Origin of the sequence: Sphingomonas sp. NFR15 (assembly GCF_900103265.1) — a bacterium.
Lineage (GTDB): Bacteria > Pseudomonadota > Alphaproteobacteria > Sphingomonadales > Sphingomonadaceae > Sphingomonas > Sphingomonas pollutisoli.
Genome location: NZ_FMWX01000002.1, coordinates 536,166 through 558,985, shown reverse-complemented (window position 1 = coordinate 558,985; position 22,820 = coordinate 536,166). Strand labels below are relative to the sequence as shown.

The window sequence follows — 22,820 nt, the reverse complement described above, 5'->3', positions numbered from 1 at the left end:
CGGGATTTGGGGAAATCCGTCATGATGCAGCGGGCGCGGGAGAATGTCGCAAGATCGATGCGCTTCGAGCAGCCGCTCGTTATCGCGCATGTCCAGACCCGAATGAACCGGTCGGGCGGTGCCGAGGAGAACACCTGGGCGTCGTGCGTCCATCAGGCGCAATCCGGCCACATCGTGCATCTGTTTTGCGGGCGCTCGTCGGATGTCGAGGAATATACCGGGCGCGGCACTCCGGTCCGGGTGCATCTCGTCGAAGAGATGGTCCGTGAGGTGTCCGCGAAGAGCGACATCGCCGCCTACCGTCGCCTGTCGGCGCTGTTCGAGGAAATCCGGGCCGATGTCGTACATACCCATACCAGCAAGGCGGGGATCGTCGGTCGCTTCGCCGCGAGCAACGCCAAGGTGCCGGCGGTCATTCACGGGGTCCACATCTTGCCGTTCAGCAACGTTGGCCTCGCGGAAAAGGCGATCTATCTGGCGGCGGAACATATCGCCGCCCCGCTGACCGACCATTTCATCCACGTCAGCCATGGCACGCGCGATGCCTATGCGCTCGCCCGGCTCGGCGGGAACCGGCTGCACTCGGTGGTCCGCTCGGGAATGGATGTCGAGCGCTACCAGAATGCGCCATGGCCCGAAGACTGGCGTGGCCTGATCGGTGTCGGACCCGACGCCGCCAAGCCGCGCACGATCCTGATGATGGCGGTGCTGGAAGCACGTAAGCGGCAGGCCGAGTTCATCACCGGTTTCGCGGAGGTGACGCGGCCAGGCGAGGATATCCGGTTGCTGATCGCCGGAGACGGGCCCGAGCGCGAGACGCTCGCGGCGCTGGTCGAGCGGCTCGATGTCGGCGACCGGGTGAAACTGCTCGGGCATCGCTCGGACCCCGAGCGGCTCGTCGCGCTCGCCGACGTCTGTGCGCTCGCGTCGCTTCGAGAGGGCCTGCCGCGCACGATCGTGCAAAGCCTGGCCGGCGGCAAGCCCGCGGTGGTCAGCCCGCTGCGGGGCATCGAGGAGATCATCGAGAGCGGCGTCAACGGCATCGTGGTGCGGCGTACCGACGCGCAATCGGTCGCGTACGAGGCGGTGGGTCTGTTGCGGGACGACGTGCGGCTCGCGCGGATGTCGCACGCGGCGTCCTGTGCGCCGGTCGAAGACTGGAAGTTCGCGGCGATGTTCGCGCAGCTCGACCAGGCATATCGCGAGACGCTGGCGTTGCCGCGTGTCGCGGAGCGTCTGGCCGCGCGCGACGCGGCGCGGGGGGAGCAAGTGGTCTACCGCTGGGCGTGAAGCGGCGCACCGAAGCGGAGGCTCAGGAGAGGATGCCGATTGGCAAAGGCCACGGTGACGGGGGTTCCAGGTGATGAGGGCATTGGAGATGCGGAGGCTGAGCGGCCGGGCGGCATCATCGCCGGTCGCGCTGTTTCTCGCGCCGGTTCTCATCCTGTTGCCGGGTGTCGCTTACGCCGACAATGGCTGGAGTGAAGCCCAGCGCGGCAGCCCGCTCGTCCTGAGCACGTCGAAGCTGGTGTTCGAAGACCTTTTCAACACCCCCCATACGCTGAGCGGCCCGATCCTGTGGGCCAAGCAACATGCCGACGTGGGGCTGGAGAGGTTCGATCCGGCGGGCGGGGCCGCATACAGCATTGCCGGCGGCGTTCTCAAACTGCGCGCCTACCAGGCTGCGGACGGCATCCACAGCGGCAACGTGCAATCGACCAACGCCAACCAAGCCTATCAGGGCGCGCAGATCGTGCCCGGACGCAACGGTTTCACCTGTGTCGGCTGCTATTTCGAAGTGCGCGCGCAGTTCCCCAACGCACGCGGTACCTGGGGCGCCTTCTGGCTGCTGACGCCGGACGACCCACGCCGCCGCGGCCATCTCGAAGTCGATGCGATCGAATATTTCGGCGCGGGCGACAAGCGCGGCCATCATCACTCGATACACCGTTGGGGTCCGCAAGAGCCGGGCGGGCATGCCAAACGATCCGATTACACCGGCATGGATGCGATCGCCGACTTCGGCTGGCATCTTTACGGTGTCGATCTGCGCGGGATCGCCGAGATCGACGGAAAGCCGGCGCTGGTCGTGTACATGGACCGCAAGGAAGTCGCGCGCATCGCGGCCGATGCCGACTTCTTCACGCGTCCTTTCTATTTCAACATGACGCTGTCCATCAATCCTCAGGATAGTGTGCGGACATTGCCGCAGACGGTCTCCTTCGATGACCTGCGGGTCTACAAATAGTGATGAATCCTGGTTTCGTCTGTGGGGGCGGCGATGCGCGCGAGATACGACGGCAGCGAAGGCGGCGCGGCGCGCGCTCCCTCGCACGCGAGCGGCGGGTATGATGGCTGAGCGATCGTTGATCCTCGCGGTGGCGACCTATTTCCCCGACAGCTACGGCGGTGCGGAGCGGCAGGCACGCATCCTCGCCGAAGCGCTGGGGCGCAAGGGCGTGGCGGTGACATTGGTCGCGCCGACGCGCTCGCGAGACGTGCGGCTCGAGGAGCGGACCGAGTTCGGACGGATCGTGCGCAAACGCGTGCGCGCCTGGCCCAACCTCGGTGGCCGCAACATTCTGTCGTTCCTGGCGTGGAGCATGTGGGTGCCGTGGCGGCTGCGCGGCCCGGAGTGGCGCGGCGTTCCCGTCTATGTCTTCCATGCGCGGCTGCACGCGCTGGGGCCGGCGCTGGCGGCATGGTGGAATGCCGCGCCGCTGCTGGTGAAGCTCGGCGGCGGCGGCGACGCGTCCGAGTTCGCCGCGTTGCGCGGCAAGAAGTTTCTATACGGGCGGCTGGTCGAGTGGTTGCTGCGGCGGCGGGTCGATATGTTCGTCGCGAACAGCAGCCAGATCGCGAACGAACTGCGCGAGGCGCGGGTCGCACCGGCACGGATCGCCGAGTTTCCGAATGGCGTCGCCTTGCCGCCGCTCGACGATCTGCACCTGGCGCTCGCGCAGCGCGACGGGCGCGGTTTCATCTATGCCGCGCGGCTTCACCCCGACAAGAATGTCGATGTGCTGTACGAAGCCGCGATGGCGCTGGCGGCGGCGGGAATCGACTTCCGCTTGCGGCTCGTCGGGGACGGGCCGGAGCGGGACCGGCTCGCGCCGCTCGCGTCCGCGGGATCCCCGGTGACGTTCGCGGGCTTCGTCGCCGATGTCTACCCCGAGTTGCAGGCGAGCGACTTCTTCGTGTGCGCGTCGCGGCGTGAAGGCCAGTCGAACGCGCTGCTGGAAGCGATGTCGGCGGGGGTCATCCCGATCGTGTTCCGGGCGAGCGGCGTGGCGGAGGTCGTGTCGCATGGGCATAATGGCGTCATCGTCGATGAGGCGACGCCGGCCGCTTTCGCCGGGGCAATGCGCCGCGCGCTCGCACTCAGCCCGGCGGCGCGGCGTAGCATGTCGCTCGCCGCGCGGGACTTCGCACAGGACAATATTGGTATCGACGCGATTGCCGAACGCACGCTGGCGGCGATCGCCAGCGTGCGACATGGCCCGTCGGCGGCAATGTCACGGTCGGCGCGCGGCCTGTTGATCGGGGAGGGCGGGGTATGAGGTTCCGCGCGCTCGATTCCTGGCGCGGGCTGGCGGCGCTGCTCGTGCTGTTCTTCCATTTGTCCGCCAATGGCGCGTTTTACGCGTTTCCGCCGATCCGGCATGGCGGGCTGTCGGTGCCGTTCTTCTTCGTGCTGTCGGGCTTCGTCATCACGCACGCCTACGGCGCCCGGCTGGCGGCTGGCGGAGAGGCACGCCGGTTCGTCGTGCGGCGGATCGGGCGGCTTTACCCGTTGCACGTCGTGACGCTCGGCGCGCTGGTGGCGCTCGAACTGGTCAAATGGGCGATGGTGAAAGCCGGCGTGCCGAGCGGCCAGCCGCCGTTCGTCGGCGCGAACGGGATCGGTTCGCTGGTCGTCAATCTGTTCCTGCTGCAAGCGATCACCCCGCTTCGCGACTATAGCTGGAACGGGCCGAGCTGGTCGATCAGCGTCGAATTCTACACCTGCCTGGTGTTCGGCGCGGTTGCCGTGGCATGTCGCGGCCGGACGATCGTGCCCGCCGTGCTGCTGGTCGCGACGGGGGGCGCCGCGCTGGTCGCACTCGAACTCTATCGCCCGGATTGGCCCGAGACGCAGTTCAAAGGGCTGGCGAGCTGTATCTGCGGCTTCTTCACCGGGCATCTCGTGTACCGGATCTTTCACAGCCTGCGCGGCGCGCGGTTGCCTCATGCGACGATGTGGGAGGCCGGCGCGGTCGTCCTGGTCGCCGGATTATACTGGTTCGCGCCCGTCGATGGCTTCTCGTCGATCCTGATCTTCGCGCTGGTCGTGCTGGTGTTCGCGTTCGATGGCGGCGCGGTGTCACGTGTGTTGGCGGGGCGGCCTTGGGCGTTGCTCGGGAAGCTCTCCTATTCGATCTACCTGCTGCATTTCGTGCTCTTCTCGGCGCTCGGCGGGGTGGTGCGGGCGGCGCAGAGTCTGCTTCACGTGCCGCTGTATCGCGACGTCGGCGGCGCCACGCTGATCGACTTCGGCCCGCCGGGGACGATGGACCTGCTGGCGCTGGTCTGTGCCGCGATGGTGATCGGACTGGCGGTGTTGAGCCACCGCTGGATCGAATTGCCTGGACAGCGGCTGTTCGAGCGGTTCGCCCAGCCCAACCCGACCACGCCGGTGCGACCGGTAGAAGCGCCGGTCGCCTGAGCGATGGCAGTATCCCCGCCAGATCCCCGGCCCACGCCGGAGCAGGCCGCGCCGCCGCGCGTGGCGGTCATCATGACGTGTTATAATGAGGGGCCGTATATCGGCGCGGCGGTGCGCAGCGTGCTCGACCAGAGCCGCGCCGCGTGGATCGACGCGATCGTGATCGCCGACGACGGATCGGACGGCGAGACGCTGGCGGTGTTGCGCGACATCGAGACGTGGGACACGCGAATCCGGGTGCTATATGGGCCGGGCGGTGTCGGCCTGCCGGGGCAACGGCGCAAGGCGATCGCCGAAACCGATGCGCCGGTGCTGGCGATACTCGACGGCGACGATCTGTGGACGCCCGATAAGCTCGAACGACAATTGCCGGTGCTGGCGTCCGATGCGGCTATCGGGCTGGTCTATGCGGATTTCTGCGTCTTCCCCGATCAGAACCTTGGCGCCGCACGGCGGGCGGGAGTGCTCGACATCACCGGCGACACGCGGCTCTCGCGCCGCTATTTCCTCAACGATCCCCCGATCATCCCATCGACCACGCTGCTGCGCCGCGCCGCCTATGACGCGGCCGGCGGGTTCGATGCGGCGGTGCGGGTGTTCGAGGATACCGATTTCTACCTGCGGCTCGCCCGCGTCACGCGGTTCGCCCTGGTCGAAGCGCCGCTCCTCCACAAGCGCCAGCGCGGCAGCAGCATCACCGGCGGCCGCGCCGATCTGATGGCGCATCACGCATTCGTCGCCTTGAAGGCGGCGGCCGACGAGCCGGCGCTGCTGCCGCTCGTGCCGCGCCGGCTGGCCGAGCGGGCGCGCAAGCTCGGCAACCAGCGTTTCCTCCTGAATGACCGCGCCGGGGCGGTGCGGCTGTTACGGCTGGCGGTGCGGCTCGATCCGCTCAACCGCCGCGCGTGGCAGTCGTTGCTCGCCGCGACGCTGTTTCCGGCGCTGGCGCTTCGGCTGCTCGGCAGCGGTGGGCGCGCGCGGCAAGCCGCGCTGGGGGTGTCGTGATGTTGCAGCGGCCGGCGCGAACCGTCGCCATCATCACCTGCGAATATCCGCCGTTCGCGGGCGGGATCGGCACCTATTCGGTGGAGCTGGCGCGCGCGCTCGCGGCCGCCGGTTGCCGGGTCGTCGTCGTCGCGCCCGCCTATGACGCCGGCGCGGCGGCGCTCCCAGCCGACGTCGAGCATCATTTCATCCTTCGCCACCACGCCGTTCCGCCGCGCGCGGTGCGGGCGCTGCCGGCGATCCTGCGTGGCCTGCCCACCGGTGCGATCGTCCTCGCCGCCGATATCCGCAGCCTGCTGCTGGTGCGGATGCTGCAACCGCTGCACCGCCGCCGCTACCGCGTGATGGTTCACGGCAGCGAGGCGAGCAAGGTCCGCAAGGGCGGCGTGATCTTAGCGGCGGCGCGCAACGCCTATCTCGCCGCCGAGCTGGTCGCCTACAATTCGCGGGCGACACGCGACATCTTCCGTGCGCAGCTCGGCCGCCCACGGCGTGAGGCGATCACCTATCTGGGCGTGGGCCGCGAGTGGTTCGATCCACCGACAAGCGGTGCGTTCGACGATGCGGCGCTCGCCGCGCTGCCGCACGGGGCGCCGCTGTTTTGCAGCGTCGGGCGGCTCGAGCCGCGCAAGGGCCATGTCGAGACGCTGGCCGCGCTTGCGCTCGCGCGCGACCGGCACGGCATGGCCGATCCGGTGTATGTCGTGATCGGCCGCGCCGAGGATGACGGCTATGCGCGCGCGATCCGCGCCGCGGCGAGCGATGTGGGGGTGCGGATCGCGATGCCGGGGCGGCTCTCGATCGACGATATCAAGCGCATCTATCGCCGTGCGGCGGCGCATCTGCTGTTCGCACGCGCGTTGCCAGGTAAGATCGAGGGGTTCGGCCTCGTCCTGCTCGAAGCGGCGGCGCAGGGCTGTCCCTCGGTCGCCGCCGCGACCGGCGGTATTCCCGAGGTATTGGGGGATACGGGATCGCTCGTCGCCGAGGGGGATATCGAGGGCTTCGCCGCGACGATCGCGGCCTATGCGGGCGATGCGGCTTTGCGCGCTGATCGTGGCGCGGCCGCGCGGGGGCGGGCGAGCGGCTTCACTTGGGCGAAGTGCGCGCGGGACAGCTTTCCAGAACTGCTCGGCGGGGTTTCCGCATGATCGTAGGGGGTCGAATGCCGATGCCGGTCAGCGGCGTGATGGGGTGCGCCGCCACCGCCCGCGCGGCCTGTCTGCTCATCGGCGTCGCCTGGGTCGCGCTGCCGGCGCAGGCCGAAGCGCAGAGCTACGACCTCGCGGCCTCCGCGTCGATCCGCTATGATGACAACCTCTATCGCGTTCCCTCGGCGCTGCGCAAAACGCTGCCCGACAGCGGCGAGGAAGTCGTGACCTATCTGGTCGTGCGCGGCGGGGTGGCGACCCGGATCGGGGTGGTCGCGGTGGACCTCAAAGGCACGGCCGGGCAGCGCATCCATGCCTATAATCCGCGCTTCAACGCATTCAATTTCGCCGGCAGCGCGGCGGCGACATACAAGACCGGGCAAGGCGAGGTAAATGCGACCGCATCCTATCTGCGCGAACCGGTGCTGTTCGACGATGCGTTCATCACCCACAAGACGCTGCGGTCGACCGCCGACGTCGGTGTGGTCGCTTCGCGCGATCTGCTCGGCAATTTTCGCGTGGTCGGGCGGGCCGGCTATCAGCGTTCGGCGGTCGACAGCCGAGAGCTTGAGGCGAACGGCACCCGTATCGTGCGCTTCTCGGGCGGGCTCGGCTATTTCTCTCCGACCGGCAACAGCGTCACGCTCGAATATTCGGAGCAGCGCGCCGACGGCCTCGCCACCACGCAAATCCAGACCGGGAGCGGGCTGGCGCCCTATCGCAGCGATTTCCGGGAACGCTCGGTGATCTCCTACATCGATTATCATCTGACGGGCATCACCAGCCTGCGCGGCAGCTTCGGCTATACTTGGCACGACGATCGTTCGATCTTGAACAAGGATGGGCGCGGCATCCAGGCGGATATCGCGCTGGTCTGGTCGCCGCTGCCCAACCTCGTCATCACGCCGACCTTCCGCCGTGGCTTTTCGACCGAGAGCCGCGTCTTCTCCAATGGCGTGCAGGTGACGAGCTACGGCATCAGCGCGAGCGAGACGCTGTTCGGCAGGGTCGATTTCAATCTCGGCGTGAGCCGGGGGAGCCGGCGTTTCCGCTACGACGTGCAGGCGCCCGCACCGCTCGCGCTAAACCGCAACGAGGTGACGACGCGCGTCAGCGCCGGCCTATCCTATGTGACGGGGTCCAAATTCACGCTGAGCCTCGCCTATGAACATGCCCAGCGCGAATCGACCAAGGTCGCGTTTCCCTATGTCGCGGATGCGGTGACGTTTTCCGTCACCCGCGCGTTCGGTTCGTGATGCGCGCCGGCTCGCGTCAAATCGGTAACCTTTTGCACATATCGCACATTCAACCGGGGGCTATTCCATGAAGGTTACGATGATCGGTTCAGGCTATGTCGGCCTGGTATCCGGAGCGTGTTTCGCCGATTTCGGGCATGATGTGGTGTGCGTCGACAAGGATGCGACGAAGATCGACGCGCTTCGGGCGGGGCGCATCCCGATCTTCGAACCCGGACTCGACCAACTCGTCGCGAGCAACGTCGCGGCCGGGCGGCTGTCGTTCACGACCGACGTGACGGCGGGCGTGGCGGGCGCGGACGCGGTGTTCATCGCGGTCGGCACGCCTTCGCGGCGCGGCGATGGCCATGCCGATCTGTCCTATGTCTATGCCGCCGCCGCCGAGATCGCGCAGGCGATCACCGGCTTCACCGTCATCGTCGACAAATCGACCGTGCCGGTCGGCACCGGCGACGAGGTCGAACGGATCATGCGCGAGGCCAATCCCCATGCCGAATTCGCGGTCGTCTCCAACCCTGAATTCCTCCGCGAAGGCGCGGCGATCGACGATTTCAAGCGGCCCGACCGGATCGTCATCGGCGGGGACGATCCGCGCGCGATGGAGGTGATGCGGCAGGTGTATCGCCCGCTCTACCTCAACCGCTCGCCGATCGTGGAGATGAGCCGACGCGGCGCGGAACTGACCAAATATGCCGCCAACGCCTTCCTCGCGGTGAAGATCACCTTCATCAACGAGATCGCCGATCTGTGCGAGAAGGTCGGCGCCGATGTGCAGGAGGTCGCGCGCGGCATCGGGCTCGACAATCGGATCGGCGCGAAATTCCTCCATGCCGGGCCGGGATACGGCGGCTCATGCTTCCCGAAGGACACGCTCGCCCTGCTCAAGACCAGCCAGGATTATGACGCGCCGCAACGGATCGTCGAGGCGGTGGTCGCCGTCAACGACACGCGCAAGCGCGCGATGGGGCGCAAGGTGATCGCGGCGATGGGCGGCGACGTGCGCGGCAAGACGGTCGCGGTCCTCGGCCTCACCTTCAAGCCAAATACCGACGACATGCGGGATTCCCCCGCGATCGCCGTGATCCAGACCTTGCAGGATGCCGGCGCGACGATACGCGCCTATGATCCGGAAGGGGTGGAGCAGGCCAAGCGGGTGCTGAGCGACGTCGAATATTGCGGCAACGCCTATCAGACGATGGAGGGCTCCGATGCGCTCGTCATCGTCACCGAATGGGATGCGTTCCGCGCGCTCGATCTGGAGCGCGTGAAAAGCCTGCTGGCGCGACCGATCCTGGTCGATCTGCGCAACATCTATCCGCGCGACATGGTCGAGGCGGCCGGCTTCACCTATACGGGGGTGGGACGATGAGCGGCCCGCGCGCCAACGGCGACCCGGTTCTCGTCACCGGCGCCGCCGGCTTCATCGGCCACGCGACCGCGCATGCCTTGCTCGCGCGCGGCGAACGCGTGATCGGCCTCGATATCGTCAACGATTATTACGATCCCGCGCTCAAGGAGGCGCGGCTGGCGACCTTCGCGGGGATTGCGGACTTCAGCTTCCACAAGCGCGATATCGCCGATGCGGCCGCGATCGCCGCGCTGGTGCGCGACAACGGCGTCAGGCGGATCGTCCATCTCGCCGCGCAGGCCGGGGTGCGCTACAGCCTCGAAAACCCGTTCGCGTACGAACGCTCCAATCTCGCCGGGCATCTGTCGCTGTTGGAGGCGAGCCGGCACGCACCGGGCTTCGAACATCTCGTCTACGCCTCCTCGTCGTCGGTCTATGGCGACAAGCCGATGGGCGGGGCGGGGTTCACCGAGGATGAGCCGGCGACCGACCCGGTTTCGCTCTATGCCGCCACCAAGCGCGCGTGCGAGCTGATGAGCCAGAGCTACGCCAAGCTCTACGGCTTCCCGCAGACCGGGCTGCGCTTCTTCACGGTCTATGGCCCTTGGGGCCGGCCCGACATGGCCTATTTCGGCTTCACGCGGAAGATCCTGAACGACGAGCCGATCGAGGTATATGGCGAAGGCCGGATGGCCCGCGATTTCACCTATATCGACGACATCGTCGACGGCATCATCGGCGCGCTCGATCATCCGCCCGCTACGGGCGGGCACCGCGTCCTCAACATCGGTGACAGCCGCCCGGTCGGGCTGATGGAGATGATCGAGGCGCTCGAGGCCGCGCTCGGGCGGACCGCGCGCAAGATCATGCGGCCGATGCAACCCGGCGACGTGACCGCGACCTATGCCGACGTGTCGAAGCTGCATGCGCTGACCGGCTATCACCCGCAGGTGATGTTGGAGGATGGGCTGAAGCGCTTCGCCGCCTGGTATCGCGCGTTCTACGCGCAGCCGGGCTGAGACCGGAAGCGTTCGATACCCCGCCGCACCCGCACCCGCACCCGCACCCCGCGCCGCGGATCGGTTCAGGCCGTGTGGACGGTTTTGGGTGTGGATATCATCCGATCCCTGCCGTACGAACGCCCCAGCGTAACGGACGCGTCGAGAATGGTGGTATCGAATGGCCAAGTCGCGGAATGGCTCCATGTCTCCAGCCGAGTCGGCGGTCGCCCGGCTGCCGCGCCTCGGCCAATCCGGCGACGCTTCGGCGCGCACCTCGTCGAAGCCGCCGCGGCTGTCGCAGCGCAAGCCCGGCGGCATGTGGACATCGGTTCGCGGTACATTGCTCTATCCCGCGATCCTCGTCGGCCTGTCGATCGCGGTGCGCCTCGTCAGCCGCAAGAAGGACGAGCTGCGCTGATCCGCGAGAGACGCGCCAGATCGTCGTTTCCCAGCGCGGTCAGAGCGCGTCAGGTCGCGAAGGGGGCGTCACTCCGCCGCAGGTGCTGAGACCGAGGCGCGGCGGATCAATGTCGAGCGGAACAGTGACGGTTCGGCCACCGCCGCCTCGGTCTCCTGTGAACTCACCCCCGCGATCAGTTTCAACGCCGCCGAACGCGCCATCGTCGCGATCGGCCAGCGCACCGTCGTCAGCGGTGGCCACATATGCGCCGCGATCGGCGTGTCGTCGAAGCCGATCACCGAGAGATCGCGCGGAACGGTGAGGCCGCGCTGGCAGGCGGCGTGGATGACGCCCGCCGCCATCTCGTCGTTGCACGAGAAGATCGCGGTCGGCCGCGGCACCAGATCGAGCAGGCGGTCGGCCGCGACAAGCCCGGATTCGAAGCGGTAATCGCCGTCGGCGATCATGCTGCGGGGCAGGGCGATACCAGCGTCGCGCAGCGCGTCCTCGAAACCGAGTCGGCGTTCGCGCGCGGAGCGGAACCCGTGCGGCCCCGACACAAGCCCGATGCGGCGATGGCCAAGCTCGATCAGATAGCGGGTCGCGTCCCGCACCGCCTCGCGATCGTTCGAGGCGACCATATGCTCGTCGGTGTCGAGTTCGGTCGATCCCATCCGCACATAGCGGCAGCCGATCTCGACGCACAATTCGGCGATCGCGTCATTCTCGCTGATCGGCGGCATCAGCAGCACGCCGAACAGCCGCTGGCGCTCGAGAAAGTGGCGCAGATCCTCGAGCATGGTCGGCGAACCGCGGTTGAGCGGGCGCACGATCATCTCGAACTCGGTATCGTACAAGGCTTCGAGCATGCCCTGCTGCACATTCATCACCGTCTGCGCGTTGGGGTTGTCATGGACCAGCCCGATCAGGAAATTGCGCCCGAGCGCGAGCGCGCGCGCCTGCGGGTTGGGGATGTAGCCGAGGTCACCGATCACCTCCTCCACGCGTCGGCGGGTGTCCTCGTTGAGCAGGGGAGAGCGGTTGATGACGCGGCTCACGGTCTTTTTCGACACGCCGGCGACGCGCGCGACATCGTTGATGGTTGGCTGGCCGGTCTTCTCCATCGCACCTGCATAGTCGCTGGTGACCGTGCGAGCCAGTCTTAGCGGGATGCTTGTCACTGACACCGGTTTCCAATACACATTACCGCAGTACGGATCGGGAAAGGGATGCGGTGACGCCGGACAACAATGCAGAGCGGATCGCACGGTCGTTCACCGACGCGCGCCGCGCCGGGATGGCCTTGCCAGAGTTCCCCGGCCGTATCCCGGAGTCGCTGGCGCAAGCCTATGCCGTGCAGGAGCGGGCGATCGCTTTGTCCGATGCGCGGATCGGAGGGTGGAAGGTCGGCAAGATCAGCCCGCCGTTCGACGGGGTTGATCGCCTCGCCGGCCCGATCTTCGCCGATCATGTCGTGCCGGCGACGGACGATCTCGCCATGCCGATCTTCGCGCAGGGCTTCGGCGCCGCCGAAGCCGAGTTCCTGCTGCGCGTCGGCACCGCGCCGGACCCCGCCAAGACACGCTACACGATCGCGGAAGCGACCGCGCTGATCGACGCGGTACATGTCGGCATCGAAATCGCGAGTTCGCCGTTTCCGGGCATCAACGATCATGGGCCGACCGTCACCGTTTCGGATTTCGGCAACAACAACGGGCTGATCGTCGGCGCGGCGATCGAGAATTGGCGTGACGTGGATCTCGACACATGGCCTGTCGAACTGTGGATCAACGATGCGCTGATCGGCAGCGCCACGACCGCGACGATGCTCGACGGCCCGTTCGGCGCGGCGCGGTTCCTGTTCGAACTGCTCGCCGCGCGCGGTATTCCGGTCGAGGCGGGGCAGTGGATCTCCACCGGCGCGGTTACCGGTGTCCATCGCGTCGTCGCGGGAGATCGGGTACGGGCGCGTTTCGACGCGCGGCTGGCGGTGACGTGCGCGATCGTCGCGCGGTAGCGAACACAATCCAGATCAACAGGCCAGATCAACCAGGTCGTTCGGAACGGGCAACGCGGCAAACCGTTGAGGACACAGGCTTTCGAGCGCGCCGGGGGCAACGCCGGCGCCGCCTCGCGGCCCTTGTCCCCCGACATGACGAGGCCCTTCATGACCGACGACACCACCCGCCGCGCGATGCTCAAAGGGGCGGCCGTTGCCGGTGCCGGCCTCGCCGCCGCGCCCGCGCTGGCGCAAGCGGCCCGCCCCGCGCCCGACCCCAAGACGAAGTTCCGCAGCGAACCTTTCCCCGAACAGCGGCAGCCTTGGCCGGCGCTCCAGCGCGATATGAAGCCGGTGCCCGATTGCGGTGAGGCGAGCTACCGGGGCAGCGGGCGGCTGGCTGGCCGCAAGGCGCTGGTGACCGGCGGCGATTCGGGGATCGGCCGCGCGGCGGTGATCGCCTTCGCGCGGGAGGGCGCCGATGTCGCGATCAACTATTATCCCACCGAGGAGCCCGATGCGCAGGATGTGGCCCGGCTGCTGCGCGGTGAGGGTCGCAAGGTCGTGCTGATCCCCGGCGATCTCACCGACGTGGCGTTCTGCGACAGCCTGCCGGGCAAGGCGGCAAAGGCATTGGGCGGGCTCGACATCGTGGTCAACAACGCCGCCTATCAGCAATCGAAGCAATCGATCGCCGAGATCAGCGCCGAACAATTCGATCGTACGATGAAGACCAACGTCTATGCGATGTTCCACATCAGCAAGGCGGCGGTGCCGCTGATGAAGCCGGGCGCGTGCTTCATCAACACCGCTTCGGTCAATTCGGTCAATCCGGGCGAGGAACTGCTCGATTACGCGACCACCAAGGGCGCGATCATGGTGTTCACCAAGGGGTTGGCCAAGCAGCTCGGCCCCAAAGGCATCCGCGTCAACGCGGTCGCGCCGGGGCCGGTGTGGACGCCGCTTCAGGTCGCGGGCGGGCAGTTGCCGGGCAAGATGGGCGAGTTCGGACAGGACACCCCGCTTGGCCGAGCCGGCCAGCCCGCCGAACTCGCGTCGCTCTACGTCACGCTGGCGGAGAGCGGCACCAGCTTCACGTCGGGCAGTGTGTTCGGCGCGAACGGCGGCACCGGCGTGATCTGAGCGCTCAGTCGGTCTCGCCGCGCGCGAAGGCGGCGGCGGCATCGACCTGATCGGGCGTGGGCGTGACGCCGGTGTAGAGCACGAACTGTTCGAGCGCCTGCAGCTTGGCGACATCGGTGCCGGTGATGCGCTGTTTGCCGGCCGCCGCGGCGGCCTTGAGGAACGGCGTCTCGGCCGGCAGCGCGACCACGTCGAACGCCGCGGCGCAGGCTTCGATCATCGCCGGCGGGAAGGCGAGCGTGTCGGCGTCCGCACCGGTCATTCCGAGCGGGGTGACGTTGACGAGCAGCGCCGCGCCTTCATCGCCGATCTCGGCGCGCCACGCGAAATCATAGGTGGCCGCGAGCGCGCGCCCGGCGTCGGCGTTGCGCGCGACGATCGTGCCGGTGGTGAAGCCGGCGTCGCGCAGCGCGGCCGCGACCGCCTTCGCCATCCCGCCCGAACCGCGCAGCAGGAACGGCGTGTCCGGTGCCAGCCCGCTCTCCTCCAGCAACGCGCGCACCGCGCTATAGTCGGTGTTATGGCCGGTCAGCCGGCCGTCATCGTTGACGATCGTGTTGACGCTGTCGATCGCGGCGGCGGAGGCTTCGAGACCGTCGAGCAGCGGGATCACCGCTTCCTTGAACGGCATCGAGATGGCACAGCCGCGAATGCCGAGCGCGCGGATGCCGCCGGTCGCGGCGGGCAGATCGGTGGTGGTGAACGCCTTGTAGACGAAATCCAGCCCGAGCATGTCATAGAGGCGGTTATGGAAGCGCGAGCCGAACGTCCCCGGCCGCGCCGCCAGCGACATGCACAATTTCGTGTCGCGCCCAACCATCGGTTTGCTCATCCCGGTTTCCTCATGCGATGAAATCACGCCGTTCCGGCGCTGTCGGTCGGGCCGGTCATAGCGAGATGGCGATGCCGCTAAAAGTGGTGCGAGACCGAGAGGGTGATCGCGCGCGGGCGGGCCGGCGTGAACTGCGGGGCGGTGCGCACCGAAAAGGGGTTGCCGAACGCGAACGTGTCCGCGCGCGCATCGAATAGATTGTCGATGTCGAGCCGCACCGTCAGCGGGTCCGAGACGGCGGCGACACCGGCGCGGGCGAGGCCGTAGCCCGGCATGTGACGGTCGAGCCCGGCATCGAAGCTCAGGCGCGACGCGCCGACGTAATTGGCCGCCGCATAGGGCGTGATGCGCCACGCCCCGGCGGTGAAGTCACGCCGGACCTCGATCCGTGCCGACAGGTCGGGCACCACCGGCAGCCGGGCGTCCTTGATGAGATGCTTGCCGTCCATCGCGCGGTCAAGACGGGGGCGTTGCCAGGTGACGCCGCTCTTGATGTGCCACGCGGTTATGGGCCGCCATTCCACCGCGAGTTCCCCGCCCGGAATCACCGCGTCGCCGACGTTGTGCGTGGCGGTCAGCCCGTTCGGCTCGAGATAGTCCGATTGCAGATGGGTCCACACCGAGCGAAACAGATCGGCCTCGATCGAGAGGCGATCGCCGACGCGCAGCCGCCCGCCGAGTTCGAGCGTGCGCACCTTGTCCGCCGCATAGCGTCCCGTGGCCGTATTGGTCGAATCGAGCCCGCCCGACCGGAACGCCGATCCGAAACGCAGGAACACGAGCTGGTCGCGCGCGAAGCGGTACGCGAGCGACGCGCTGGGGGTGAGGCCGAACGTCGCCTTGGCGTCGGCTTCGAGCTTGCGTCGCTCGCGCCGGCTGTCCTCGGTGGTGGCGCGAAACGCGCGCGCGCCCACCGACGCGCGCAGCCGATCGAGCAGCGGAAAGGACGTGTCGGCGAACAGCGCGATCTCGGTCGCCCAACGAGAGAGCGCGAAGATCGGGCGCAGCGGCCGCCCGGGTTGCGACAACTCACCATCGGCGGCGGTGGTCGCGGAGAGATAGGACGCGCCGACCACCCAGTTGAAGCTGTGCCCGGACGGCGCGGAGAGCCGCACCTCCTGATCGAACACGCTGTAGGCGCGGGTGTCCTGATAGCTGGCCGACGATCCGCGCGGCAGGCCCAATGCCACCGCCGAAGCCGTGGCGTCATAGACTTCGCGTTGGTCTTGCCGCGTATATCCTGTGACGAGCGTGAGCTGGGTCGCGCCGATCTGACCGGTCACCTTGCCCTCGGCGACGCGCACGCGCCCGTCGCGCGGCTCCAGAAAGGCGACGTGGCGCGTGAGATCCGTGCTGCCGACATCGACATAGGCGCTGTCGCGCGCCGCCACCGATTGTTCGTTCGCGACCACGTCGATCATCCAGCCCGACGCGGGCGCGATGCGGACCGACACCCGGCCGCCGTAGGTTTCGCTGCGGTTGGTGCCCCGCGCGCCACCGGCCACATTCACCCAGCCCGGCATCACCGATGCATAGCCGACCAGCCGGATCGCGGCGCGGTCGTCGATCACCGGCAGGTTGAACGTCGCTTCGGACGAGGCGCCCACGCCGCCGTGCTGAATCGCGGTGACGCCAATGCCCGCCGATCCCGCCACCGAGCCGAGCACCGGCGGATTGGTGACGACGCGGTACACGCCGCCGAGCGAGCCGGTGCCGTAGAGCGGCCCCTGCGGTCCCTTCAGCACCTCGACCCGCGCGACGTCGATCAGGCTCAGCCCAGGCTCGGCGGCGTCGTAGGTGATGCGCGCGTCGTTGAGCTGGACGCTGACCGTCGCCTGGCTGAAGCCGTTGAACGGGCTGTCGGCGATGCCGCGCATGAACGCCCGGTCGTGGCCGGCACCGGCGTGGGTGACCACCATCCCCTCGACATCCTCGGCGACGCCGTGCGTGTTGTTTCGGGACGGGGCGGGGTCGGCACCGGGCACCCAGGTCGCGACCGGCGCGGCGACGGTGGACAGCGCCTCAGGCTGTTTGCGCGCTGTGACGATCACGTCGGGCATCGTCTCGGGAATGTCCGTGCGGGGCGCGCCGCCGGGGCCGGTCGGGACGAGCCGGAACGTGGTCGGCCCGGCGCGGACGGCGTGGAAGCCGGTCTCGCGCAGCAAACGCTCGAGCGCGGCGCGCGCGGTCATCTGTCCGCTCACCGCGGCGGCGGCGGCGCTTGGCAGCGGCCCGTCCCAGCCGATCGAGATTCCGGTCTGTGCGCCCAGCGTCTCCAGCGCGGCGGCCAGATCGCCGCGTGCGATCGTCACGCGGTACCGTGCCTCGCGCGCGGCCGCGCCGTGCGCATGGAACGTGCCGCTAACCGCCAGTACGGTCGCCAAGACGGATCGCGTCGCCTTCGGTCGTAGCATCGAGACCCGTCAACTGCTCCAGATTGCGGACCATGACCGCCCGCGATCCCGGCGCGATGATCCCGGAGAATCGCCGCCGCGCCGGGGCGCCGTCGATCAGCACCGGAGCGCCCACGTAGCGGGATATGTCCGCCACCACCAACCCTAAAGGTTCGTTGTCATAGCTGAAGCGTCCACCCCGCCACGCGGCCATTGGCGCGGGCGGGGTGGTGCGCACTTCGGCGAACTGATCCGGGGCGAACGCCGTGAGCGTTCTGCCTGCCGAAACCAGCACTTCGCCGTTCGCGGCGCGGGAGGTTACCCCCACGGTCCCTTCCGCGACCGCGACGCGCAGCATGCCCGCGTCCGACACCAGCTCGAAGCGGGTGCCGATATCGCGGATCTGATAGGCACCGGCCGTCACCGTGAACGGGTGCGCGGGATCGTGCCGAATCTCGAAATACCCCTTGCCCTCCAGCGCGACCTGCGCGCCGGCGGAGACGCGCAGCGTCGCGCCGGGCGCGAGCGTCGCGCGCGAGCCGTTGGGGAGCGCGACCGCGCGGGTCTGCCCGGCGGGCGCCCGGTACAGCGCGACCTCGGCGGCGCCGGGCCGCGCGGTGTGCCAGGTGCCGAGGCCGATCGCTCCGACCAGCAGCACGGCCGCCGCAGCGCCCCAGCCGACCAGGCGCAGGCGTCCGCGCGGCCTGACGGGCTCGTCCTCTCGCATAAGATCGCGCAGCGCCGGAACAGCGCGATCGATCCGATCATCGAGCAGCGCGACCGCGTCATAGGCTGTTCGGTGCGCCGGGCTCTCCTCCAGCCAGACGGTGAAGCCATCCCAGTCCATTGCGTCATCCGCTTGGGCGGCGTGCCAGCGCGCGGCGGCCTCCGTGATCGCGTCGGTCATGTCGTGCCCCCGTCCAGCGCCCGGCGCAGATGCGTCATGGCGGTCGCGATATGTTTTTCCACGCCGCTGCGGCTGATGCCGAGCCGCGCGGCGATTTCGGCGTGCCGCAGCCCGTCAATCTTGTGCAGCCTGAACACCAGCCCGGCCTTTTCGGGCAGCTTCGCCATCGCGGCGGCGAGCGCGGCGGCATTTTCGCGCGCGGCGATCTCCGCCTCGATATCGGCGCGCGGATCGGCCGGTTCGGTGGTGTGATCGTCGCCGCGCTCGGACCACGCGGTTTCGCGTACCAGTCGCCGTTGACGCGCCCGCGCCCGGTCCAGCACCAGATTCTGCGCGGCACGGTACAGGTACGAGCGACCGTTCGCGATCGGCCCGGCGTCCGCGCTCTGGATGCGCAGCCAAAGGTCGTGGAGCAGATCCTCGGCCTCGGCGCGGTCGCCGACGCGCGCCGTCAGGAAACGCAGCAGTTCGCCACGCGACTCCTGATAGATCTGCATGAGTCCGGACGATTGCGTGCTAACGGGCCGGTATCCCTCGACAAACAAGGACGCGGTGTTTGGCGCGCTTTGCGGTGCCGGGCAAGACCATAGCAGGGCGTCATGCGTCCCGTCCTGGTCCGTGGATATGGCATGCCCGGCACGCACCGCGCTACGCCGCCGCCTGCTGGAGCATGCTCGCCTCAAGCCACGCGGGCGCGGGGCTCTCGCGCAGGCGCTCGCTGGTCAACCGGCGGCGAGCCAGGCGCGGGCCGAGGAACGCGGTGAAGAACCAGTCGCCGGCGCGATCCGAGAGCATGTGATAGGCGATACGCTCGATCAGCGTCCAGCGCGTCGAAGGGCGTTTGCGCTCACGCGGGGAGGGCGCGCACCACAGTGCCGCCGCATAGTCGACACGGCCATGTTTGACCATCTGGTGGATGATCTCGTGATCCTCCAGCACCAGATCCCAGCGGGCCGGATCGAAGCCGCCCGCGCGGCGGAGCGCGGCGGTGTCGAACACCTGGCCCGCGCCGCCGGTATGGCACTGGCCGGGCAGCAGCCGCGAGGCGAGCAGGATCTTCCGCGCGGCCCGCTCGGCGCGCCCGACCGGCTGATCGGTGCGAACGTAATAGGCCCCCGCCGCGACGCAGCCCGGCCGTGCGAGCAGAGCGCCGGCGGCTTCGAGATAGTGGGGCGGATACCAGGTGTCCGCGTCGCAGGTCGCCACCCAGCGCGTCGTGACGGCCGCGAGCCCCATCGCCAGCGCCGAGACCTTGCCCGGCCGCCGCTGCACCAGCAGCCGCCAGTCGAGCCCGAACTGGCGCGCGGCGGCACCTGCGATCTCGCCGCTGCCATCGGTGCTGCCGTTATCGACCAGAATCAGCTCGAACGGCACGCTCTGCCGCGCCAGCCCCGCGATCGTGTCGGCGAGATGCTCCGCTTCGTTGAAGAAAGGAAGCACGACGCTCCAAGCGCATACGTGCCCCCGCACGCTGCCGCTCCGATTAGGCGACGCCGTCTCGTCGCTCCCGAAACTTTGATACATTCGGTCCCACTCGCTCTGTCGGGTGGATCAGCCCACCCTTGCCCCAAGCGAGAGACGCCGCACCCGAAACAAACCGCAGCCCGGCATCGATGAAGAATTTGTCATGGTCGCAAACTGCGGACATGATAGTCGGTGGCGTCTTGGCAGAAGCACGAGACCAAGATCAGGGGGCACGAATGATGCGAGCGACGATGGCGAACACCCCCGGATGAGCGTTGCACTGTCGATCGCCGCGTTGATGCTGACACCCGGCTCTCCCGCCGCGAACGCGCCGGCGCCCGGCGCGATCGCGTCCGATGCGCTGCAAACCGCCGTCCCGCCGCAAGAACCGGTTCGCGAACCCGCCGACAAACCCGCGCCGCACCAGGCCGAACCGGCCGACATCGTCGTCAACGCGCGCCGCAACGTGCCCGGCGATCCGTTCGTCGCTCTGAACGCCAAGAGCTTCGAACTGACGCAGAAATTCGACACGGCGGTGGTCGAGCCGGTGTCGATGGGGTTCGATTCGGTGGTGCCGGAGCCGATGCGCGACGGACTCGGCAATTTCATCAAGAACCTGCGCGAACCCGCCGTGTTCATCAACTTCGTGTTGCAGCACAAGATCGGCAAGGCGACCGAGACGGTCGGCCGCTTCGTCATCAATTCGACGGTGGGCGTTGCCGGGCTGTTCGACATCGCCAGACGCAAGCCCTTCCATCTGCCGCGTCGCCCTAATGGCTTCGCCGACACGTTCGGCTTCTACGGGGTCGGAACCGGACCGTTCTTCTTCCTGCCGATCGCCGGGCCGACGACGCTGCGCGATCTCATCGGCGGCACGCTCGACCGGCTGATCCTGCCGACGATCGTCGGCTCGCCGTTCACCAGCCCCTATTACAACATCGGCACCGGCACCGGCGTCACGCTCGATCGCCGCGTCAAATTCGACGATCAGCTAAAGGCGTTCCGCGCGACCAGCGACCCGTATAGCGCGCGGCGCGATTTCTACCTGAACGGGCGCAAGGCCGAGATCGACCATCTGCGCGGCAAGGACACGCCGGCGGCTGGAGGTGTGAAGCCGTATTGAGGCGCCCGACCTTCCCTCCCTTCCTGTCAGGGAGGGGAGTTTGTTCCGGCTAAACCGCGCCGGGTAGGTTCAGGACGACCGCCAACCCGCCGTCGGCACTTGCGCCAAGTTCGAGCGTGCCGCCGTGCAACTCCGCGAGTTCGCGGCTGATCGCCAGGCCGAAGCCGTGGCCTTCGCCGCGCTCGTCGAGGCGGTGGCCGCGGGTGATTTCGGCGATTTGCGCGGGCGTCATGCCGGAGCCGTCGTCGGCGATGTCGATCCGCACCATCCGGTCTGTTACGCGTGTGCTGATGCGGACCTGGTTGCGGGCGTGTCGCCACGCGTTGTCGAGCAGGTTGCCGAGCATCTCGTCGAGATCCTGCGCGTCGCATCGCACCTCCAGAGCGGGCGCGAGATCGACCAGTGGGGTAATATCGCGATAGGCATGGATTCGCGCCATCGCCGCGATCAGGTCGTTCAGATGGGGGGTGAGTTCGACGCGCGCCGCAGCCGCACCCGGTTCGGCGGCGCGGGCGCGGCCGAGGTGGTGGCGGATCTGGCGTTCCATCCGCTCGACCTGTTCGCGCAGGCGCCCGTCGCCCTCGGCGAGATCGAGCTTGAGCGTCGCGAGCGGAGTCTTGAGGCCGTGTGCGAGGTTGGCGACGTGGCCGCGCGCGCGCGCGACCGCCGTTTCGTTGGCGTCGATAAGCGCGTTGAGTTCGGAGACCAAAGGCAGCAATTCGGTCGGCTCTTCGACCGTGATGTGGCGCACGCGGCCGGTGCGCACCTCCGCCACGCGGTCGCGCAGTTTGGCGAGCGGGCGCAGGCCGATGCGCAACTGCACGACCAACGCTACCGCGAGGAACCCGCCCAGTAGCAGCACCGACAGCAGCAGCGGCACCATCGCCGCGCGGATCGGTCGATCGACGATCGCGCGCGGCCCCGCCGCCAGCACCAATGCATCGCCGCGCAGCGTCGGAACGTGCGCGATGCGATAGTGGATGCGCTGCCCTCCGGCATCCACGCCTTCGAGCGGATGCGGCCGCTCGGGGATATGCTCGCGCCGCTCTGGGCCGAACCGATCGTCTGGCGTTGGTGGTAGCGGTAGGTTTGTTCCATTGAGGGAAGCGGAGCGCAGCGTGGCGCCGGGGCCGATCACCTCCCATGCCCAGCCCGAGCCCGGTTGATCGAACGGGGGCAAGTCGATGGCCTTGGCCGGGTCGAGCGTGCCGTCCGGCCCGACCGCGCGCGCGACGACCGCGATCTGCGCGTCGAGCCGGTCGTCGAGGCCGCTCATCACGAATCGTTCGAGGACATGGCCGATCGCGGCGGCGGCGAGCGCGAGCGCGATCAGGATCGTCACCGCCGCGGTCGCGAGCAGCCGGCCCGCCAGCGAGCGCGGGAGCAGCCTCATGCCGGCCCCGCCGTCAACCGGTAGCCGAGGCCGCGCACCGTCTCGATCAACGAAGCGCCGATCTTGCGGCGCAACCGGCCGATGATGACTTCGAGCGAGTTCGAATCGACATCGGCATCGCCTTCGTAGACGCGTTCAAGCAGGTCGAGCCGCTCGACCACCGCTTCCTTGCGCAGCATCAGACAGGATAGCACGCGCCATTCGAACGCGGTCAGCTTGAGCGGCAGTCCATCGAGCTGGAACTGGCCGGTCTGCGCCTCGAAGCTGAGCGGTCCGCACTGGATCACGCTCGCGGCATGGCCCGCGGCGCGGCGGACCAGCGCGCGCAGCCGCATCACCAGTTCCTCGACGCGGAACGGCTTGACGAGATAATCGTCGGCGCCGGCCTTGAAGCCGAGCACCTTGTCCGACCAGGCATCGCGCGCGGTGAGGATCAGCACCGGCAGCGTGCGCCCGCCGCCGCGCCATTCGGCGAGCACCGACAGACCATCGCGGCGCGGCAGACCGAGATCGAGCACGGCCACGTCATACGCCTCGGTCGCGCCGAGATGGCCGCCATCCTCGCCATTGTCGGCGACATCGACCGCGAACGCCTCGGCGCGCAACGCGCGCGCGATCGACTCGGCCAGCGCGACATCGTCCTCGACCAGCAACACCCGCATCGTCTCGCCTCCTTGCCGGCCGCGTTATGCCACGGGGT

General features: G+C 68.3%; 21 protein-coding genes. 13 read left to right on the top strand and 8 right to left on the bottom strand.

What is annotated here, in order from left to right; all coding sequences use genetic code 11:
- Positions 1-21 precede the first annotated feature (21 nt).
- The 10 genes from BLS81_RS08085 (at position 22) to BLS81_RS08040 (ending at position 10,884) form a co-directional block, all read left to right on the top strand.
- Positions 22-1,290, top strand: coding sequence for a glycosyltransferase (locus tag BLS81_RS08085; protein ID WP_093222871.1), 1,269 nt, complete (start codon positions 22-24; stop codon positions 1,288-1,290).
- Positions 1,291-1,378: 88 nt separating this feature from the next.
- Positions 1,379-2,248: a glycoside hydrolase family 16 protein gene (locus BLS81_RS08080; RefSeq protein ID WP_176787076.1), complete on the top strand. Its 870-nt coding sequence runs from the start codon at positions 1,379-1,381 to the stop codon at positions 2,246-2,248.
- A gap of 103 nt (positions 2,249-2,351) precedes the next feature.
- A complete protein-coding gene (locus BLS81_RS08075; RefSeq protein WP_176787075.1) occupies positions 2,352-3,560 on the top strand; it encodes a glycosyltransferase family 4 protein in 1,209 nt (402 codons plus the stop codon).
- A complete protein-coding gene (locus tag BLS81_RS08070) occupies positions 3,557-4,705 on the top strand; it encodes an acyltransferase family protein (RefSeq protein WP_093222867.1) in 1,149 nt (382 codons plus the stop codon). The genes BLS81_RS08075 and BLS81_RS08070 overlap by 4 nt, the downstream gene beginning before the upstream one ends.
- Positions 4,706-4,708: 3 nt before the next feature.
- On the top strand, positions 4,709-5,710 hold the full coding sequence (locus tag BLS81_RS08065) for a glycosyltransferase family 2 protein (protein ID WP_093222865.1): 1,002 nt from the start codon (positions 4,709-4,711) through the stop codon (positions 5,708-5,710).
- Complete coding sequence (locus tag BLS81_RS08060) at positions 5,710-6,861, top strand: glycosyltransferase family 4 protein (protein ID WP_093222864.1); 1,152 nt, start codon at positions 5,710-5,712, stop codon at positions 6,859-6,861. Before BLS81_RS08065 ends, BLS81_RS08060 begins: the two co-directional genes overlap by 1 nt.
- A 14-nt stretch (positions 6,862-6,875) precedes the next feature.
- On the top strand, positions 6,876-8,117 hold the full coding sequence (locus tag BLS81_RS08055; protein WP_093222862.1) for an outer membrane beta-barrel protein: 1,242 nt from the start codon (positions 6,876-6,878) through the stop codon (positions 8,115-8,117).
- 67 nt (positions 8,118-8,184) lie between these two features.
- Positions 8,185-9,486, top strand: coding sequence for a UDP-glucose dehydrogenase family protein (locus BLS81_RS08050; RefSeq protein ID WP_093222861.1), 1,302 nt, complete (start codon positions 8,185-8,187; stop codon positions 9,484-9,486).
- Positions 9,483-10,484 carry an NAD-dependent epimerase/dehydratase family protein gene (locus BLS81_RS08045; protein ID WP_093222859.1) on the top strand — a complete coding sequence of 334 codons (1,002 nt, stop codon included), beginning with the start codon at positions 9,483-9,485 and terminating at the stop codon, positions 10,482-10,484. The genes BLS81_RS08050 and BLS81_RS08045 overlap by 4 nt, the downstream gene beginning before the upstream one ends.
- Before the next feature lie 184 nt (positions 10,485-10,668).
- Positions 10,669-10,884, top strand: coding sequence for a hypothetical protein (locus BLS81_RS08040; RefSeq protein ID WP_143023321.1), 216 nt, complete (start codon positions 10,669-10,671; stop codon positions 10,882-10,884).
- Positions 10,885-10,952: 68 nt separating this feature from the next.
- Here BLS81_RS08040 and BLS81_RS08035 read toward each other — a convergent pair whose 3' ends face one another.
- Positions 10,953-11,990 (bottom strand): LacI family DNA-binding transcriptional regulator, encoded by a 1,038-nt coding sequence (locus tag BLS81_RS08035; RefSeq protein WP_093222856.1) that lies wholly within the window; start codon positions 11,988-11,990, stop codon positions 10,953-10,955.
- Between the two features lie 110 nt (positions 11,991-12,100).
- Here BLS81_RS08035 and BLS81_RS08030 point away from each other — a divergent pair, with 110 nt between their 5' ends.
- Both BLS81_RS08030 and BLS81_RS08025 read left to right on the top strand, forming a co-directional pair.
- On the top strand, positions 12,101-12,883 hold the full coding sequence (locus BLS81_RS08030) for a 2-keto-4-pentenoate hydratase (RefSeq protein ID WP_093222855.1): 783 nt from the start codon (positions 12,101-12,103) through the stop codon (positions 12,881-12,883).
- 150 nt (positions 12,884-13,033) lie between these two features.
- Entirely contained in the window at positions 13,034-14,008 is a 975-nt protein-coding gene (locus tag BLS81_RS08025) for an SDR family oxidoreductase (RefSeq protein ID WP_093222853.1), read from the top strand.
- A gap of 4 nt (positions 14,009-14,012) precedes the next feature.
- Here BLS81_RS08025 and BLS81_RS08020 read toward each other — a convergent pair whose 3' ends face one another.
- The 5 genes from BLS81_RS08020 to BLS81_RS08000 all read right to left on the bottom strand — a co-directional run bounded on the left by BLS81_RS08020 (position 14,013) and on the right by BLS81_RS08000 (position 19,580).
- Positions 14,013-14,840 (bottom strand): shikimate 5-dehydrogenase, encoded by an 828-nt coding sequence (locus BLS81_RS08020; protein WP_093222852.1) that lies wholly within the window; start codon positions 14,838-14,840, stop codon positions 14,013-14,015.
- A 77-nt stretch (positions 14,841-14,917) separates the two neighbouring features.
- Positions 14,918-17,224, bottom strand: a complete 2,307-nt coding sequence (locus BLS81_RS08015; RefSeq protein ID WP_176787073.1) for a TonB-dependent receptor — start codon at positions 17,222-17,224, stop codon at positions 14,918-14,920.
- On the bottom strand, positions 17,202-18,140 hold the full coding sequence (locus BLS81_RS08010; RefSeq protein WP_093222849.1) for a FecR family protein: 939 nt from the start codon (positions 18,138-18,140) through the stop codon (positions 17,202-17,204). Before BLS81_RS08010 ends, BLS81_RS08015 begins: the two co-directional genes overlap by 23 nt.
- On the bottom strand, positions 18,137-18,637 hold the full coding sequence (locus BLS81_RS08005; RefSeq protein ID WP_093222847.1) for an RNA polymerase sigma factor: 501 nt from the start codon (positions 18,635-18,637) through the stop codon (positions 18,137-18,139). Before BLS81_RS08005 ends, BLS81_RS08010 begins: the two co-directional genes overlap by 4 nt.
- Before the next feature lie 151 nt (positions 18,638-18,788).
- A complete protein-coding gene (locus tag BLS81_RS08000) occupies positions 18,789-19,580 on the bottom strand; it encodes a glycosyltransferase family 2 protein (RefSeq protein WP_256326133.1) in 792 nt (263 codons plus the stop codon).
- A 292-nt stretch (positions 19,581-19,872) separates the two neighbouring features.
- Here BLS81_RS08000 and BLS81_RS07995 point away from each other — a divergent pair, with 292 nt between their 5' ends.
- On the top strand, positions 19,873-20,727 hold the full coding sequence (locus tag BLS81_RS07995) for an MlaA family lipoprotein (RefSeq protein ID WP_093222844.1): 855 nt from the start codon (positions 19,873-19,875) through the stop codon (positions 20,725-20,727).
- 49 nt (positions 20,728-20,776) lie between these two features.
- Here the strand turns inward: BLS81_RS07995 and BLS81_RS07990 are convergent, their stop codons facing one another.
- On the bottom strand, positions 20,777-22,120 hold the full coding sequence (locus BLS81_RS07990; RefSeq protein WP_093222843.1) for a sensor histidine kinase: 1,344 nt from the start codon (positions 22,118-22,120) through the stop codon (positions 20,777-20,779).
- The gene (locus BLS81_RS07985) at positions 22,117-22,782 is read right to left on the bottom strand and encodes a response regulator (protein ID WP_093222841.1); all 666 of its coding nucleotides are present in this window, start codon (positions 22,780-22,782) and stop codon (positions 22,117-22,119) included. Before BLS81_RS07985 ends, BLS81_RS07990 begins: the two co-directional genes overlap by 4 nt.
- Positions 22,783-22,820 lie beyond the last annotated feature (38 nt).